The organism is Bifidobacterium pseudolongum subsp. globosum (assembly GCF_000741295.1).
GTDB lineage: Bacteria > Actinomycetota > Actinomycetes > Actinomycetales > Bifidobacteriaceae > Bifidobacterium > Bifidobacterium globosum.
Map to the genome: position 1 here is coordinate 137,970 of NZ_JGZG01000002.1, position 16,160 is coordinate 154,129.

Below are 16,160 nucleotides of genomic sequence, written 5' to 3' on the forward strand. Positions count from 1 at the left end.
ACCATTGCGTACAGTGGTTGGCGTGAAAAAACTGATTGAGCAGATCCTGAAATTCGGCGTGGTGGGCATCATCGCGTTCCTCATCGACTGGGGCATCCTCAACCTGCTGGTGGGCGTGTTCCACATGCACAATGTGATCGCGGCCACCATATCGTTCACCATCGCGCTCATCTTCAACTACTTCGCCAGCATGAAATACGTGTTCCGCCACCGCCCCGACATGGCGCGGTGGATGGAGATGGCGATCTTCCTCTTTTCCGCGGTCGTCGGCCTGTTCATCAATGGCCTAATCATCTGGCTGTCCACCTACGGCATGAACAAGGACGCGTTCATTTCGCAGCACGCCGAATACCTGCTGCGCACCAACGTGGGAAAGCTCATCGCCACGGTGGTGGTGGCCATCTGGAACTTCATCATCCGCAAGTGGCTGCTCGACGACACGCATACGAACGCGATGAACCGCCTGCGAGGCCATGTGCTCAGCGAAGAGGAGCTCGAAGCCAAATGGGAGCACAGCTTCTCGCACCGTCTGGGCATGTGGTCAATCGAACACACGCCCAAGGGATGGAAGTAGTCTCCCACTTTTTTCCTCACCACCCAAAAAGTGTAAGAATGCCGGAAGCGGTTCGTTGGAATTCCAACGAACCCGCTTCCGGCATTCTTACACTTTTCTGCAGCACCCGAAAAAAGTGCGCGCTCAACTACGCATAACCTTTATCTCCTCACCCTCACGGCGGGCGGTGAAGACCACACTGCCGCCGTCGGGGCGCGTCACAATCACCGATCCGTCGCGCACCCACAGCGGCACCGAATCAAACCCATGGCGTTCGGTGCGCCATACGCCATGCTCGCTGTGCACGCGCTCGCCGGTGAACCAGTTCGTCCAGCCGCCGGTCGGCAGGTAATACGTCACGTCGCCGCCGTAGGTGAACACCGGCGCCACAAGCAGCGACGGGCCGAGCATGTATTGGCGGTCGAGCGTGCACCGGCCATGTCCGCGCGCGAATCACTGAGCAGCACGTCGAGCAGGAAGACGCCGTCCGCCATGCCACGATCGGCCACACGGCGCAGTTCCTGATCGCCGGCCTCGTGCGTCAGCAGCAGGATGTCGTAGCCGTGGCGTTTGGCGGCCGTGGCGAGCGCGAAGAAGAACGCCGCGTAATTCGTCACGTCGGTGTACGGGCGCAGCGGCGAGCTCACCGCAAGCACATGCGTGCCGCGCGCGGAGGCGGGTTCGGTCGCGTCGATCACCGGGCGGTACCCGAGCTCGAGCGCGGCGGCGCGCACGCGCGCCTGCGTTTCGGCGCCAATCCTGCGTTTGCCGCTGACCACATAGGAGACGGTGCTTATCGAAACGCCTGCGCGCGCCGCCACGTCTTTGATACCGGCCATGCCAACCCCGTTCGATGATGGGTATGCGCCCCGCGCCGCATTGCGCCTGGCGCACCCGAATGCAAGTGAACTATGCGCGCCATATTAGCGGGTTTCGACGATGCGTTCCATTGCGCGGGCGCCGTTGTCGAAATACATCGAAATATGCGCACGGAATGCGCACATATGTCCTGCGCCTATGGCGCTTTTGCCGTCTGGCGTCGCACCGCGACACGCGGAACAGTGTTGTTCGGGCGGTCGATTTGCGTTTGTTCGCGGATGTGAGTAGACTGTGTCAAGTTGCTATGCGGAGCACAGCAACATCCACGGGGCTGTAGCTCAGTTGGTAGAGCGCTTCGTTCGCATCGAAGAGGTCGTGGTTTCGATTACCATCAGCTCCACGAAGACCGCTGCATTCATTCCACCGCAGCGGTCTTTTTCTTTCGGCAGTCACCATGGGTCTACAATCGGCGCTGTTTTGACAGTCGACAGCCGTCGGCTCCGGGTGCTTCCGGACAGCTGTCAACCCAAGCGGCAGTAAGGGCCGACAAGGATTCCGGACACACATTCTGGCCGGGCGCGAAAGCCAGGCCACCAACTTTCGAACCCATGAAACCCTATGCGCCACAAGACCTAAGGCACGATTCCAGACACACTTTTTGGCCTATAACCCGGGATTTCGGACGATTACAGACGATTGTCATGCTCCGCGGCCCCGAATATGACTTCTGTCTGCAGCCCCAGAGATTCGTCATATATAACCGCCCATGCCATGACGTTCGTCTGCGGAATCCAGAGATTCGTCATGTACAACCATCTCAATCACGACGCTCGTCTGCAGATCCGCGAGATTTGTCACCCCTCGGAGCCCAAAGCATGACTTCCGTCTGAAACACGCGCACAGGCTCCAACCTCCTCCGCTACGGGTAGTGCCTTCTTCGCTACGAGTAGTGCTTGCACGGATAACATCCCTCTACAATCGTTGGAAAATAGCGGATTATAGAGTGGGGTAAGCAAGAAAAGCACTACCCGTAGCGTAGGGAACACTACCCGTAGCAGCAATATGAAATCGACAGCAGGAATAGATTGCGATTGCGCATATATTCTGCGCACACATGCACATTAGTTTGCACAATGCGCGCATGAGACACTGGTCGTACGCATTGCAAATATGGCAGATGCACTGGCGCAGAGACAAGAGACAGAGATACACAAAAACACATAGGGACACCAGGGAGGAAACCATGCAGTGGGGCAAGCGTCTTCTCACATGCGTCGCGGGCGTGGCGGCCATCATCTCGATGGCGGGGTGTGGCAGCGCCGGAAACGTCACATCACCGGCGGCACGCTGTTCGAGATTGAGCCGGCCGAGTCGTACACGAGCGACGACCTCAACTACAGCGACCCCGATAGCCGCGTGAGCAAGGAGCACGACGACGAATCGCTGCGCGACGTGAAGTTGAAAACGACCGACGTGTCTGATTGGAGTAGCTACACGACCGTGTACATCGGCTACCCGATCTGGTGGGGCGAAGCGGCATGGCCGGTGAATGCCTTTGTGCGCGCCAACGATTTCAGCGGCAAAACCGTGATCCCGTTCTGTACGTCCGCCAGCTCCCCGCTCGGCTCAAGTGCGAGCAATCTGGCGAAACTCGCGACAACGGGCGACTGGAAGGAAGGCCAACGGTTCAGTTCATTGGCGAACACACAGACCGTCGAAGACTGGATCAAGCAGCAGTCCTGAACACCTATGCGCACACCGTGGATGCGGGTGGCGGCAAAACGTCAAATGCCACGATTGCCGGTTTCGCGCTGCTGCTCGCCCCGCCAAACCGGCAAGTGCGGCATATCCGGTGCGCCGGAAGCGCCAATCACCCCTCCACAACGTTGAAGATCGTCGTGTGCAGGTCGCTGTACCGGCTGGAATGCCCGATGAGGATCTCGAACTCGCCCGGCTCCACGATCCGCTCGGCGTCGCCGTTCACAATCGTGCACGCGCTCACCGGCAAGTCGAAGGCGACGCGCGCCGTCTCCCCCGGCTCGAGCGTGACGCGCCGAAAGTCCTTGAGTTCTTTACACGCCCATGTGTACGACGTCACCACGTCGCTGATGTACAGCTGCACGACTTCCGTGCCAGTGCGCGCGCCGGTGTTCGTCAGGTCGATTTCGACATGCACCGCGTCTTGCGCAGTGAACTCGGCGCCGTTCGTGATGCACGGCTCGCCGTATGCGAAGGTCGTGTACGAAAGCCCCTCGCCAAACGCGAACGCCGGGTCCTGCGTCAGGTCCGCGTAACGGTCGCCATGCTGCCCGCGAATCTCGTTGTAGAAGACCGGCAGCTGCCCGGCATGGCGCGGGAACGTGATCGGCAGACGCCCGCTCGGGTCGGTCATGCCGAAGATGATCTCGGCGATCGCGCGCCCGCCCTGCATGCCTGGATTCGCCGCCCAGAGGAACGCACCGAGCCCCTCGGTGGCGGACTCGTCGACGATGACACCATTCGTGCCGATGATGCACGGTGGCAGCACCTGCGGCTTGGAGCTGATGAGCACGACGACGAGCGGCTTATGTGTTTCACGTGCAACACTCACCATCCGTTCGAGCAATTGATTCTGCCCGCCGAGCAGCTCGAGTGTCGCCGTCGAACACGTCTCGCCGGTCAGTTGTACAACGTCTCCGACGACCGCGATAACGGCGTCCGCGCTGCGCGCCACGACTTCCGCCTCGTCAAGCAATGCCTCGTCGAGGGGCGCGGCGACGGCGATGTTGGGGCGCGGCTGCCCGTCCGGGAACAACTCACCTTCGGGATCGGGGACCAGTTCGACGACGTTCGCGCCGCGCGCAACCACGACATCGCAACCGTCAGGCGCGAGCTCGCGTACGCCGTCGAGCACCGTCGTGACCATCTCACGCGGCTGCCCCTCGGGCATCCACGGCACTTGCCCCGAATTGCCAGCCCAGTCTCCCAGCTGGTTCTGCGCATCATCGGCGAGCGGCCCCACGACCGCGATCCGTCGCGGCATCTCGGCATCGGCGATGGAAAGCGGCAGCACGTCGTTGTTGCGTAGCAGCACAACGGATTCGCGCGCGAGCTCGAGGTTCGCCTGCATGTGCGCGTCGGTGCCGATGGTGGCCGAGATGCGCTCGCGGTCCGGCAAGCGTGGGTTTTCGAACAGCCCGAGCTGGAACTTGAGTGTAAGCAAGCGCGCGACGGCGTCATCGATCAGCGACTCGTCAAGCATGCCGCTGTTCACGGCGTCGATCGCACCTTCGTAGAATCCGGGCGTCGTCATGATCAGGTCGTTGCCTGCCTTGACGGCATCGGCGGAAGCGGTCTCATAATCGGGCTTGATGTGCTGTTCCCACACGGCGCGCCCGACGTTGTCCCAGTCGGTCACCAACGTGCCATGGTAGTCCCATTCGCCGCGCAGCTTGTCGCTGAGCAGCCACTTGTTGAAGGTGACGGGAGTGCCGTCGATTGCCTCGTACCCGAGCATGAACGTGGCGCACCCCTCTTTCGCCACACGCTCGAAGGGCGGCAGGAACCAGCTTTCCAACGCGCGCTTCGTCAAGTCGGCCTCGGAGGCGTCGCGCCCGCCTTGCGTATACGAATAGCCGGCGAAGTGCTTCGCGCATGCAAGGATGGCGTCTTCGTCGAAAGCGTCTCCCGCCTGCGCGCGCTTCTGGTATCCCTTCACCATCGCGGACGCGAGCTCGCCGATCAGTACCGGGTCCTCCCCGAAGGTCTCGTCGATGCGACCCCAGCGCGTGTCACGCCCGATGCACAGCACCGGCGAGAAGGTCCAATGCACCCCGGTGCACGCGACTTCCTCGGCCGTGATGCGCGCGGCTTCCTCCACTTTCCGCGCGTCCCAGCTGCACGCCATGCCGAGCTGCGAGGGGAAGATCGTGGCGCCCGGCCAGAACGAATACCCGTGGATGCAGTCGTCGCCGACGAGCAGCGGGATGCCGAGGCGCGTCTCGTTGCGCACGATTTGCGCGGCACGCACCAGGTTGTCGGGTGACGTGTGCAGGATCGACCCCACATGCCGTTTGACGATGAGCTCGTCAAGCTCGCCTGTGCGCGCGTCGAGCTGCATCATCTGCCCGACCTTCTCCTCAAGCGTCATACGACCCAGCAAATCACCCACACGCTGTGCGATGGGCAGTGATGGATTGAGATAATCGGCGTTGGATTCTCGTGAAAACATGGTTCTTCCTCATCGAAGTGTCGGCAAACGCGGTTGCTCCCGAAGTATATTGCCGAGGATAGTCCTGTTTTCGCTGTTTTCGTCAGGCATTTCGCCGTTTTTGTCATTTTTTCGACGTTTTTGTGACGAAAACGGCGAAATGCCTGACGAAAACAGCGAAAACAGTGACGGCAACAGCGAACAGGGGCGTATGGGAGAAGAGAACGACTGGAGCAACGCCGCTCCCCGCTCACGCGAGCGGCGCGAGACGGTCGTACATGCGCTGCACCATGCGGTTGAGCGCTTCTGGCGTGATGTCGTCGTAGTTCTCGGTTGTGGTGTACCCCGGTCCCGGCACGTAGCCGCCGGCGAGATACCCCGTCACCACAACCGTCGTCATGCCGGAGGCGGCAGCGGATGTGCGCCCGCTCATCGAATCCTCGAACGCTACACAGCACGGCAGCAGCACGTCTGGGATGCCGAGCTTCGCCGCAGCGAGCTTATACGGCGCCGGGTCGGGCTTCTTCGCCACATCGTCGTCGCCGCACACATATCCGGCGAACGCACCCTCCGGCGCCTGCGCGATAAGGTTCTCGGCGAGGTCGCGCGGCGAGGTCGTCACAAGCATCGACGGGATGCCCGCATCGCGCAGCTGCTCGAGCAGACGGCGCACGCCGGGAATCCACGGCAGCTGCTTCTTCTCTTCGTCGGTCACGTATTGGATCATGCGCCGGCCGATCTCCTCGGGCGGCAGAGGACATCCAAGATCGGCCATCTCCTGCGCGATCTGCGGCACGGGCCGGCCGGAGCCACCTTCGGCCAGCTGCTTCGTCCAGTGGCCGCCGTATTCGCGCACGAGCCGCAGCTCGCCCTCATGCCACAGCGGCTCGGAATCGATGAGCGTGCCGTCCATGTCCCAGAACACACCCTGCAACGCCTCGAGCTTGGCAGCTCCGTTTCCTTGAACACCCATGCGCGCCTCTTTCGCCATTGTCGCCATGCTCACCACGTGGATATCGTCGTTGCCCACGATACCCGCTGCACTGAGCGCAGCCGAATCCGCGTGTGTCCGCCGGCACGTTGTCCATTGCAAAAAGATGCCGGCCGGAACCCATGACCGGTTCCGGCCGGCATTATCGGCGTCGGGCGCTGCGTCAGCGGTGATTCGTGCGCCAAAGCACAACCGACTTGGAGTGCGCCTCCGCCGGCCGGTAGCTTGCGCCCGCCGCCAGCTCACGCGTCTGTGTCTGGAGCCGGTGCCTCCAATGCCGTGCGCGCCGGCAGCGGCGCATCTCGGTGATCCGTCCGTCCATGTCCGCCGTGAAGACGCTCACACGGTCATCCGCGCGCGCGGCCCGCAACTGCCGGCGCAGCTGGCGGTTCTCTTCCTCCAGATTGAGGATGCGCGCGATGCCCGTCAGATTGATGCCGTCCCGCTGACTCATGCGCTGCGCCTGGATCAGGCGGTCCACATCGCGCAGCGAGTACCGGCGCGCGCCGCCGCCGGTGCGCTGCGGCACCACGAGCCCGCTGCGGTCGTATTGCCGAAGTGTCTGTGGGTGCACGGCGGCGAGCTCGGCCGCACGCCCCACACTGAACACGGGCAGGTCGATGTCGAAACCGACGCGCGACGCGCCATCGAGATCAGCTCGCCCGGCCACAATCGCCATCGCGCACATCTCGTACAGCCTGCGTTTCTGCTGTTCCATGCGCGACATCGGATCAGGCCTCCCGCTCGTTCGCGATGTCGGCGGCGAAATCACCGCACATCTTGTCGAACTCCTTTGCCGCATGCTTCTCATGCATGCTCGGCTTCTTCGGCACGCGAATCTGTACGCGTCCCACAAGGTCGCCCGTCTTGCGCGGCGTCTGCACGCCCTTGCCCGAGATGCGCACTTCGTCTCCGCTCGAAGCGCCGGCATGCACCTTGAAGGTGACCTGTTCGCCGTCCATGTCTTTCGCGGTGACCTTCGCGCCGTCGACCGCTTCGCCCACGGTGATCGGCAGGTCCATGACCAGATCGACGCCGTCCATCGTGAACTTGGGATCTTCCGTCACGGTGACCTGCAGATACATGTCGCCGGTCTTGCCGCCGTGCTTGCCGGGCTTGCCCTTGCCGGCGAGGCGGATCTTCTGGCCGTTCTTCACGCCGGCCGGAACACGCGTCTTGAACTTCTTGCCGTTGGCCTTGAGCGAGACCGTGGCACCCTTGACCGCCTGGCGGAATGTCAGCGTGATCTTCGAGTTCAGGTCGCCACCGTCCTCCGGCACCGGGGTCGGGCGGTAGCCTTGGTAGGCGCCCTCGCCGTAATCGTCATAGCCATAGCCGCGGCCGAAGCCTTCGCCACCGCCGGCACCGCCACCGAACATCGAGAAGATGTCGTTGAGGTTCGACGCGCCGCCATTCGTGGAGAAACGGATATGCGAGCCGTTGCCGCCGGCGCCGCCACCGAACATCGAACCGAAGATGTCGGAGAAATCGGCGCCGTCGAAGCCGCCGCCACCGGCGCCACCGGCGAAGCGGGCGCCGCCCATGCCGAACTGGCGAATCGCGTCGTACTTCTCACGCGAATCCTTGTCTTTGAGCACGTCGTACGCTTCGGAGATGTCCTTGAACTTCTCCTCGCCTTCCTTCGTCTTGTTGATGTCGGGGTGGTACTTGCGCGCGAGTTTGCGGTACGCCTTGGTGATTTCGCTTTCCGTGGCGTCTTTGGAGACACCGAGGGTCTTGTAGAAGTCTTTGTTCAGCCATTCATTCTCAGCCATATTGTGCCTCCTTTCGAGGTCTTATGTTGCACTGTTGGTCGTTGTAAGTCTGTGTATACGCGAGCGTGGCCGTGGACCGGAATCGAATGCGGTCCACGGCCACGCTCGCCTGCATGTGCGGCAGTCGTCACTCCTGCGGTGAGGCGACCACCACGCGCGCCGCGCGGATTACGCGGTCGCCGATGCGGTACCCCGCCTCGGCCACGGTGTCCACGGTCGCTTTCTCGGCCTGCGGATCCGGCTTGTGCAGGATGGCGTCGTGGCGGGTCGGATCGAAATCCTCGCCTTTCACGCCGAACTTCTCCACGCCGAACTTCTCGAAGGCCTTGTCGATCTTCGCGGCGACGGCCTGGAACGATTCGTCCATCTCGCCACCGTGTTCGCGGATGCGGTCAATGTCGTCGAGCGCGGGCAGCTCCGCCGCAAGCACATCGATGATGCCCTGCTGGCGGGCACGCTCCATGTCTTTCTTGGTGCGGTTGCGGTAGTTGATGAACTCCGCACGCTCGCGCTGCAACGCCTCGAGGTATTCAGCGGCCTCTTTCTTGGCCTGGCCAAGCGGGGTCAGCTTGCCATCCTCCGAGTCCGCCTCTTCGCCCTCTTCGGGCGTGGCCGGTTCTTCGTTCGGCTGCTGCTCGCCTTGCGCCTCACTGGACTGCGCATCGTTGTTCGATTCGGGTTCCGCCTGATCGGCGTCCCCCTCAGGGGCGACCTGCCCGGCCGCGAGTTCGTCGGCGTCAGGCAGGTCGTTGAGGTAATCGTCCTTGTTGAATTCGGACATTACTTGTTGTCCTTGTCGTCGTCCACGACCTCGGCGTCCACCACGTCGTCGTCGCCACCGTTGTTGGCGGCGCCCTGATCGCCCGCGGCGGCCGCGCCTTCAGCGCCCTGCTGCGCGTACAGCGCCTGACCGATCTTCTGCGCGGCCGTCATGAGCTTCTCCTGGTCGGCCTTGATCTTCTCAATGTCGTCGCCCTTGAGCGCGTCCTTGAGTTCGTTGACCGCGTCGGTGACTTCCTTCGCGACGTCGTCGGACAGCTTGTCCTTGTTGTCGTTGACGAGCTTCTCGGTCTGGTAGGCAAACGCCTCGGCCTGGTTGCGGGTCTCGGCCTCTTCCTTGCGCTTCTTGTCGTCGGCTTCATGGGCCTCGGCATCACGCACCATGCGGTCGATCTCGTCCTTCGGCAGTGCGGAACCGCCGGTGATCGTCATCGACTGCTCCTTGCCGGTGCCCTTGTCCTTCGCGGAGACGTGCACAATGCCGTTGGCGTCGATGTCGAAGGTGACCTCGATCTGCGGGACGCCACGCGGCGCCGGCGCGATGCCGGTCAGTTCGAACGTGCCGAGCGGCTTGTTGTCGCGCGCGAATTCACGTTCGCCCTGATAGACCTGGATGAGCACGGACGGCTGGTTGTCCTCGGCCGTCGAGAAGATCTCGGAACGCTTCGCCGGGATGGCGGTGTTGCGCTCGATGAGCTTCGTCATGATGCCGCCCTTGGTCTCGATGCCGAGCGAAAGCGGGGTCACGTCGATCAGCAGGACGTCCTTGCGGTCGCCCTTGATGACGCCCGACTGCACGGCCGCGCCGATGGCCACAACCTCATCCGGGTTCACGGACTGGTTCGGTTCCTTGCCACCATCGAGTTCCTTGACGAGGTCCTTGACGGCCGGCATACGCGTCGAGCCACCGACGAGCACGACATGGTCGATCTGCGAGACGGAGATGCCGGCGTCCGCGAGCACGTTGTTGAACGGCGTGCGGCAGCGGTCGAGCAGGTCCTTCGTCATTTCCTCGAAGTGGGCGCGCGTGAGCGTCTCGTCGAGGTGCACAGGCGTGCCGTCAGGGGTCATGGCCAGGTACTGCATGTTGATTGTGGTGGACATGGACGAAGACAGTTCCTTCTTCGCCTGCTCCGCGGCTTCCTTCAGACGCTGCAGGGCGATCTTGTCCTTGCTCAGGTCGACGCCGTACTTGTTCTTGACTTCGCCGACGAGCCAGTCGATGATGCGCTGGTCCCAATCGTCGCCACCAAGGTGGTTGTCGCCGCTCGTGGCCTGCACCTGGATCGTCGAGAAGCCGTCGTCGTCCTTGCCGATCTCCAGCAGCGAGACATCGAAGGTGCCGCCACCGAGGTCGAAGACCAGGATGCGTTCGTCTTCCTTGCCCTTCTCCAGACCGTAGGCCAGAGCCGCGGCGGTCGGCTCGTTGATGATACGCAGCACGTTGAGGCCTGCGATCGTGCCGGCGTCCTTGGTGGCCTGGCGCTGGGCGTCGTTGAAGTACGCAGGGCAGGTGATGACGGCGTCGGTGACCGGCTCACCCAAGTACGCTTCGGCGTCGCGCTTGAGCTTCATCAGGATCTGTGCGGAAATCTCCTGCGGCGTCCATTCCTTGCCGTCGATGTCCACGGTCCAGTCAGTGCCCATGTGGCGCTTGACCGAGCTGATGGTGCGGTCGACGTTCGTCACGGCCTGGCGCTTGGCCACTTCGCCGACGAGGATCTCGCCGGACTTGCTGAAGGCCACCACCGACGGGGTGGTGCGCGATCCTTCGGCGTTCACGATAACGGTGGGTTCGCCACCTTCCAGCGTTGCGATGCAGGAATTGGTGGTACCCAAATCAATACCAACTGCGCGTCCCATACTTGTTCTCCTTTGTTAGGTTCGCTTATTCATTAACAATGCTTGCTCAAGTCCCGTCAGGCGCGCTGCCCTCACTCTCGCGTGGGCGGCCTTCTTGGACCTTCCAAAACTTGAGCCTACATCACTCAACTATTGGATGTCAAACTTTATTCCCGCTGCGGAAAAGATTTTCTCCATAATTCCCGGAACCGCGGAATCCCAACAAAAACGCCGCCTCAAACAGACTGTTGAGGCGGCGTTTCAGCCAACACTCAGCGTAGGTTGATACCGGACTGGCGCAAAACATGACGTTCGTCAAGGCAGCACAGACGAACGTCATGCAGCACCCCCAAAAAGCATGACGTCCGTCAGAGCCATTCCGACGGACGTCATCATCTATGCCGCTATCCGCGATATCCGTCTACCCAATCAGACGACTGTCGCGGAGAGCCACGCTTACCGCTCGAGCGGCCTGTCTGGCTCCAAGCGAGCATCGGTGCCGCGCAGCACGAGGCGCGGTTCCACAATCGAATGCGGCTCATCGAGTGGCTCGCCGCGCAACAGCTTGAGGCCCTTCTTCGCGGCGGTCGCACCCATCGCGAACGGGTCCTGCCGGATGGTGGTCAAATCGACCGTATCCGCATATGAGCTGTCGTCGAAACCAATGATCGAATAATCGCGCGGCGAATAGTACCCGTGCCGCTGCAGTTTGATGATCAGCGGAATCGCCATCATGTCCATCTGGCAGCAGATCGCGTCGGGGAATGTCTCCTCGGACAGCACGGCGGCGAGCGCGGCATCCGCGAAATCGCGGCCGCGCGGCACCGAAAGCACCTTCCAATCGATGTCGTGCGTGCCTTCAGCCGCCTCGCACGCGCGCACGAACCCGCGCCCGCGCGCGTCGATCGACGCTTCGAGCGACTCCTCGGCGGCGGAGCATGTGTAGACGATCTTGTGGTGGCCCAGGTTGATCATGTGCTGTGCCGCGCGGAACATGCCCGCTTCGTCGTCGATGCTGATCGAGGCGTCGAACGCGCTGCTCGACGGCGTGTTGATGCCGATGATCGGCACATGCGTGCGCCGCAGCTGCTCGACCTCGTTCGGCTCGATCGCGAACGACGCCACGAACACGGCGTCTACGTTGCGCAGCACCGGCAGGTTCACAAAGAACGATTCGCGGTTCTTCGCGTCGTCGATGTGCTGGAACAGCGAGATGTCGTACCCCGCGTCGTGCAGCACCGAATTGAGGCCGGTGAAGACCTGGGTGTTGAACCAGCTCGTCACCTCTTCGTTCATCAACAGCGCCACGCGGAACGTCTGCCCCGATTTGAGCGCGGTCGCGGAACGGGAGATATTGAAGTCGAGCATCGATGCCGCTTCCATAACCCGTTCACGTGTTTTTTCGGAGACGAGCTCCGGGCGAGTGAACGCACGGGAAACCGTGGAAATCGACACGCCGGCGATATGCGCTACTTCACGAATGCCTTTCTTGTGCACGATTGCCCCCCTTGGTGGTGAAATTGGTCAGTTACGTTGGATGGTTGGAATCAGAGCGCCATGCATGCGCAGGCGAGGAGGATGGCCGGGTAGACCACGTAGAACACCCATGACGTCCAGAAGTGGCGGTAGCCGAGCTCTCCATTGCGGTAGTGCAGGAACGCGACGCCGAAGCCGGGGGCGATGCCCGAGACGGCGCCCAGTGTCGCGGCGGTGAGCATCATCGTGTTCTCGCGCCGGTGCAGGTAGTAGTAGATGACGCAGAAGCCCAACGTGAGCGAGCCGATGTTGAGAATCGCCTGGCTTTGCCCGACGCGCAGGAGCACGTCCCACAGCAGGCCGATGATCACGAGGAGCACCGAAAGCGTGACGCGCACCCCGGTCTTCAGGTCTTCCACGGCGTCGAGTAGCACCATCACCACAAGCGCCACCACAAGGCCGAACACCGGGTTCTGCGAGCGGAAGTCGAAGAGGTGGTCGGGGCCGAAGGTGACCATGTCGTACGGCACTTCGCACACGAGCGCGAGGATGAACAGGCGCATGCCGTATTTGAACCAGCTTCGGGTCCTGTCGAAGCCCATGTACAGCAGCCACGCGTAGATCGGGATGGCCACCCACGAGATCGCCTCGCATAGCACGACCACGGTGAGCACACCCATGTCGTCGGTCGAGGGTGCGCCAAGGAACCTCGGCACGAGGGTCATGCTCGCCGCGGACAGGAACATGAGCACATCGCCAATCACTTTCAGCTTGAACGTCGACAGGCCTTTCGGCTTCGCTTTCTTCTCTTCGAGGTACTTCGCGTATTCGTCCATCTTTCACTTCCTGTAGTTATCCGGCATGCCGGGCATGGCTTCGTCACGCTTGCCCCATTCCGTTGGCCCCGGATGCTTCGGCTTCGGCCTTATGGATGTAGTCGAGCAGGCCCTGATAGTCGGCGCCTTCGAACGACGCGACGGCCTGGTCGGCGGTCTCTCCGCCCGTGTTGTCGTCGGTGTGCAGGTAGACCGCGTCGATGCCGGCCTGCGCGGCGCCAAAGATGTCGCTCGCCTCGTCATTGCCCACCATCAGCGCGTGATCGGACTCGACTTCCTCGCGGATGAGCGCGTGGCGGAAGATTTCGACCGACGGCTTGCGTATGCCTTCGTCGCTCGAGATGAGCACATCGTCGAACATGTCGTCGAGCCCGAGCAGCTTGAGTTCGGGCCGCGTGTAGCTCGCCTGCGCGTTGCTGACGAGCACGACGCGCCGCCCTTCGTCCTTGAGCGTGTGCAGCAGGTCCTTCGCCCCGGGGAACAGCCGCAGCTTCGACGTCGAGGCGCGCCGGAACGTCCATGCGGCGCGGCGCGCCTGGTCGAGCGTGCCGTCCACCCAGCACGCGCGGAACAGCGCGCGGTACGCGGGCAGCAGATCCGGCTCGAACCAGTCGCCGCGGTCGCGGCGGGCGTTCGCGCGCACCACTTCGCGCGCGAACTGCTCGCGCAAGCGCCCGTTCGTCGGGTATTCCGCACCCTCCCGGTACAGTGCGGCGCGCAACGCGGTCCAGGCGTCCTCGGATTGCTCATCCGTGTGGATGTCCACCAAAGTGCCGTACAGATCGAACAGCACCACAGGGTAACGGTTCGCGGTCATCGCTATCAACTCCAGTCAGTGTCGCAGCTCATGCGCCGGTGTTTGGTGTGCGCTTCCAGATGGTCAGTGCGCGCGCGGGCATCGGGAACACGCCGTCCGGCCGCACCGCCGCGAGCGTCGGACGCGCGGGGTCGGCGCTCGTCGAGTCGAGCACGCACGTCCAGGCCTGCGGCTGTGCGGACTGCGTGCCGGAGGGCGCGGCGGGCAGGTCGTCGTGCGCGTCGTCGGCATATGCCTGCTCGATCGCGCGCGCGTCGAGTGCGGCGTCGTTATGCCCGGGATTGATGAGCACGGCGGTGTCGTGCACGCGGTACGCCACGGTGTCGCCGGGCGCCTCGACCGCGATGTGCTCGGTGCTGAACCAGTCGGGGTTCGCGCGGCGCAGTGCGATGAGCGTGCGGTAGAAGTCGAGCAGATCCCCCATGCGCGCGGCGCGCACCCAGTCGATCTGATTGACCTCTTTGCCCGAGTCGAACGAATTGTCGTTGCCGTGTTTCGTCTTGCCGTATTCCTCGCCTGAGAGCATGAACGGCAGGCCGGCGGCGGTGTAGATGATGCCGGCGGCGAGTTTGTTCGCCTCGAGCACGCGCTCCGTCTGCTCGCCCGGCTCGGCCTCATACAACGCCTGCGGATCGACCGCGTCGTCCGCGCCGAACATGCTCATGCTCAGTTTATCCCACAACGTCAGGTCGTCGTGTGCCGAAACATACTGCACGATCTGACCGGCGTTGCCTTCGTTCGTCTCCGGCGCGCGCCATGCGTCGGCCGCCAGCTCGATGAGCGGCTTGTTCGTGTGGGCGTCGCCGTTCACGTAACCTTTGAGTTCGCTGTAGAACACGTGGCCTTTGATCGCGTCGCGCGTGCGGTCGCAGAAGTGGCCGATGCGCGGGTCGAGCAGGCGCAGGCCCTGCTTGTCGGCCAGATCGGTGCCGGCGAGCGTCGCGGTCGAAGCGGCGGCCCACGGCTCGCCGTACATGATGATCTCATGGCCACCCGGCAGCGCGTCAAGCGATGCACGGATCGCGTTCATCGTCGTCACATCAATCAGACCCATGAGGTCGAAGCGGAAGCCGTCGATGTGGTATTCGCGCGCCCAGTAGGTCACGGATTCCACAATGAACCGGCGGAACATCTCACGCTCGGTGGCCATGTCGTCGCCGCAGCCGGAGCCGTTGGACAGCGTGCCGTCTTCGTTGCGGCGCATGAAGTAGCCGGGCACCGTGCGTTCGAACCAGTTGTCAGCCGAATACATGTGGTTGTAGACCACGTCCATGATCACCTTGAACCCGGCCGCGTGCAGCGACTGGATCATGCGCTTGCATTCGGTGATGCGTACAGCGCCGTCGTATGGGTCGGTCGAGAACGAACCTTCCGGCACGTTGTAATTGAGCGGATCGTAGCCCCAGTTGAACTGGCGGGCGTCGGATTCGTCGACCGAACCGTAGTCGTAGAACGGCAGCAGCTGCACCGCGGTCACGCCGAGCCTCTTGAGGTAGGCGATGCCGGTGGGGAACGTGCCGTCGCCGTCGAGCGAGGTCCCGGTGTCAGTGAACGCGAGGTACTTGCCCTGATGCTCCTTCGGGAAGCCGCCGTGTGGGTTGTTGCTGAAGGAGCCCACATGGGCCTCCCACACCATCGTCTCGCTCAGCGGTGTGCGCGGGCGCTCGTCGTCGGCCCAGCCTTCCGGATTGGTGCGCGGCAGGTCCACGACCATGCTGCGCCGGCCGTTGATGCCGGCCGCACGGGCCCATGGGTCGGCCGAGCGGAACGAGGCGCCGTCGGCGAAGTCGACGATGAAGTCGTAGTACACGCCGTCCAGATTGCGGTCGAACGCGGCGGTCCATGCGCCATCGTCCTGCAACTGCATGGCAACGGACTCGATGAGCCGGTCGCCGGTCTGCTGCTGCGAACCGCATGTGAACAGCCTCAGCGTCACAGCCTGCGCCGAAGGTGCCCAGAGAGCGAACTGGGTGCCGGATTCAGTGACCTCGGCACCCAGTTGGCGTTCCAGACACAGCGGGAACGGTTCTGCGACACCCGGCTCCAGTCCTTCGGACAGAGGCTCGAATGCCTGGATCATGA

General features: G+C 62.8%; 13 protein-coding genes, 1 tRNA gene and 1 pseudogene. 3 read left to right on the top strand and 12 right to left on the bottom strand.

Annotated features, from left to right (window positions below):
* The first annotated feature begins 22 nt into the window (after positions 1 to 22).
* On the top strand, positions 23 to 574 hold the full coding sequence (locus tag BPSG_RS01555; protein WP_026644112.1) for a GtrA family protein: 552 nt from the start codon (positions 23 to 25) through the stop codon (positions 572 to 574).
* A 189-nt stretch (positions 575 to 763) separates the two neighbouring features.
* Here the strand turns inward: BPSG_RS01555 and BPSG_RS01560 are convergent.
* Positions 764 to 982 (bottom strand): annotated as a pseudogene (locus BPSG_RS01560) (hypothetical protein); the annotation flags it as partial.
* On the bottom strand, positions 910 to 1,392 hold the full coding sequence (locus BPSG_RS01565; RefSeq protein ID WP_051592115.1) for a LacI family DNA-binding transcriptional regulator: 483 nt from the start codon (positions 1,390 to 1,392) through the stop codon (positions 910 to 912). The gene BPSG_RS01565 and the pseudogene BPSG_RS01560, both read right to left, overlap by 73 nt.
* 307 nt (positions 1,393 to 1,699) lie before the next feature.
* Between BPSG_RS01565 and BPSG_RS01570 the strand changes: the two genes are divergently transcribed.
* Together BPSG_RS01570 and BPSG_RS01575 are read left to right on the top strand one after the other, a co-directional pair.
* Positions 1,700 to 1,772: transfer RNA gene (locus BPSG_RS01570), tRNA-Ala, on the top strand.
* Between the two features lie 869 nt (positions 1,773 to 2,641).
* Positions 2,642 to 3,115: a flavodoxin gene (locus BPSG_RS01575; protein ID WP_051592116.1), complete on the top strand. Its 474-nt coding sequence runs from the start codon at positions 2,642 to 2,644 to the stop codon at positions 3,113 to 3,115.
* Positions 3,116 to 3,242: 127 nt separating this feature from the next.
* Here the strand turns inward: BPSG_RS01575 and BPSG_RS01580 are convergent, their stop codons facing one another.
* The 10 genes from BPSG_RS01580 to pulA form a co-directional block, all read right to left on the bottom strand.
* A complete protein-coding gene (locus BPSG_RS01580; protein WP_026644115.1) occupies positions 3,243 to 5,582 on the bottom strand; it encodes a glycoside hydrolase family 3 N-terminal domain-containing protein in 2,340 nt (779 codons plus the stop codon).
* Positions 5,583 to 5,811: 229 nt separating this feature from the next.
* Positions 5,812 to 6,534: an HAD family hydrolase gene (locus BPSG_RS01585; RefSeq protein WP_051592119.1), complete on the bottom strand. Its 723-nt coding sequence runs from the start codon at positions 6,532 to 6,534 to the stop codon at positions 5,812 to 5,814.
* Between the two features lie 181 nt (positions 6,535 to 6,715).
* Positions 6,716 to 7,279: a heat shock protein transcriptional repressor HspR gene (locus BPSG_RS01590; protein WP_026644117.1), complete on the bottom strand. Its 564-nt coding sequence runs from the start codon at positions 7,277 to 7,279 to the stop codon at positions 6,716 to 6,718.
* A 4-nt stretch (positions 7,280 to 7,283) separates the two neighbouring features.
* A complete protein-coding gene (locus tag BPSG_RS01595) occupies positions 7,284 to 8,327 on the bottom strand; it encodes a DnaJ C-terminal domain-containing protein (RefSeq protein WP_026644118.1) in 1,044 nt (347 codons plus the stop codon).
* Positions 8,328 to 8,454: 127 nt separating this feature from the next.
* Positions 8,455 to 9,108: a nucleotide exchange factor GrpE gene (gene grpE, locus BPSG_RS01600; protein WP_026644119.1), complete on the bottom strand. Its 654-nt coding sequence runs from the start codon at positions 9,106 to 9,108 to the stop codon at positions 8,455 to 8,457.
* Positions 9,108 to 10,970 carry a molecular chaperone DnaK gene (gene dnaK / locus BPSG_RS01605; RefSeq protein WP_026644120.1) on the bottom strand — a complete coding sequence of 621 codons (1,863 nt, stop codon included), beginning with the start codon at positions 10,968 to 10,970 and terminating at the stop codon, positions 9,108 to 9,110. Before dnaK ends, grpE begins: the two co-directional genes overlap by 1 nt.
* Positions 10,971 to 11,405: 435 nt before the next feature.
* Positions 11,406 to 12,446, bottom strand: a complete 1,041-nt coding sequence (locus BPSG_RS01610) for a LacI family DNA-binding transcriptional regulator (RefSeq protein WP_026644121.1) — start codon at positions 12,444 to 12,446, stop codon at positions 11,406 to 11,408.
* A gap of 50 nt (positions 12,447 to 12,496) precedes the next feature.
* Entirely contained in the window at positions 12,497 to 13,261 is a 765-nt protein-coding gene (locus BPSG_RS01615) for a TraX family protein (RefSeq protein WP_026644122.1), read from the bottom strand.
* A gap of 43 nt (positions 13,262 to 13,304) precedes the next feature.
* The gene (locus BPSG_RS01620; RefSeq protein ID WP_051592117.1) at positions 13,305 to 14,078 is read right to left on the bottom strand and encodes an HAD family hydrolase; all 774 of its coding nucleotides are present in this window, start codon (positions 14,076 to 14,078) and stop codon (positions 13,305 to 13,307) included.
* Positions 14,079 to 14,106: 28 nt separating this feature from the next.
* The gene (gene pulA, locus BPSG_RS01625) at positions 14,107 to 16,158 is read right to left on the bottom strand and encodes a type I pullulanase (protein ID WP_033502359.1); all 2,052 of its coding nucleotides are present in this window, start codon (positions 16,156 to 16,158) and stop codon (positions 14,107 to 14,109) included.
* Positions 16,159 to 16,160: the final 2 nt, after the last annotated feature.

Coding starts and splice junctions, on each gene's coding strand:
- BPSG_RS01565 (WP_051592115.1), bottom strand. CDS start 1,392: ATGGCCGGTATCAAAGACGTGGCGGCGCGCGCAGGCGTTTCGATAAGC.
- BPSG_RS01575 (WP_051592116.1), top strand. CDS start 2,642: ATGCGTCGCGGGCGTGGCGGCCATCATCTCGATGGCGGGGTGTGGCAG.
- BPSG_RS01580 (WP_026644115.1), bottom strand. CDS start 5,582: ATGTTTTCACGAGAATCCAACGCCGATTATCTCAATCCATCACTGCCC.
- BPSG_RS01585 (WP_051592119.1), bottom strand. CDS start 6,534: ATGGGTGTTCAAGGAAACGGAGCTGCCAAGCTCGAGGCGTTGCAGGGT.
- BPSG_RS01590 (WP_026644117.1), bottom strand. CDS start 7,279: ATGTCGCGCATGGAACAGCAGAAACGCAGGCTGTACGAGATGTGCGCG.
- BPSG_RS01595 (WP_026644118.1), bottom strand. CDS start 8,327: ATGGCTGAGAATGAATGGCTGAACAAAGACTTCTACAAGACCCTCGGT.
- grpE (WP_026644119.1), bottom strand. CDS start 9,108: ATGTCCGAATTCAACAAGGACGATTACCTCAACGACCTGCCTGACGCC.
- dnaK (WP_026644120.1), bottom strand. CDS start 10,970: ATGGGACGCGCAGTTGGTATTGATTTGGGTACCACCAATTCCTGCATC.
- BPSG_RS01615 (WP_026644122.1), bottom strand. CDS start 13,261: ATGGACGAATACGCGAAGTACCTCGAAGAGAAGAAAGCGAAGCCGAAA.
- BPSG_RS01620 (WP_051592117.1), bottom strand. CDS start 14,078: ATGACCGCGAACCGTTACCCTGTGGTGCTGTTCGATCTGTACGGCACT.
- pulA (WP_033502359.1), bottom strand. CDS start 16,158: ATGATCCAGGCATTCGAGCCTCTGTCCGAAGGACTGGAGCCGGGTGTC.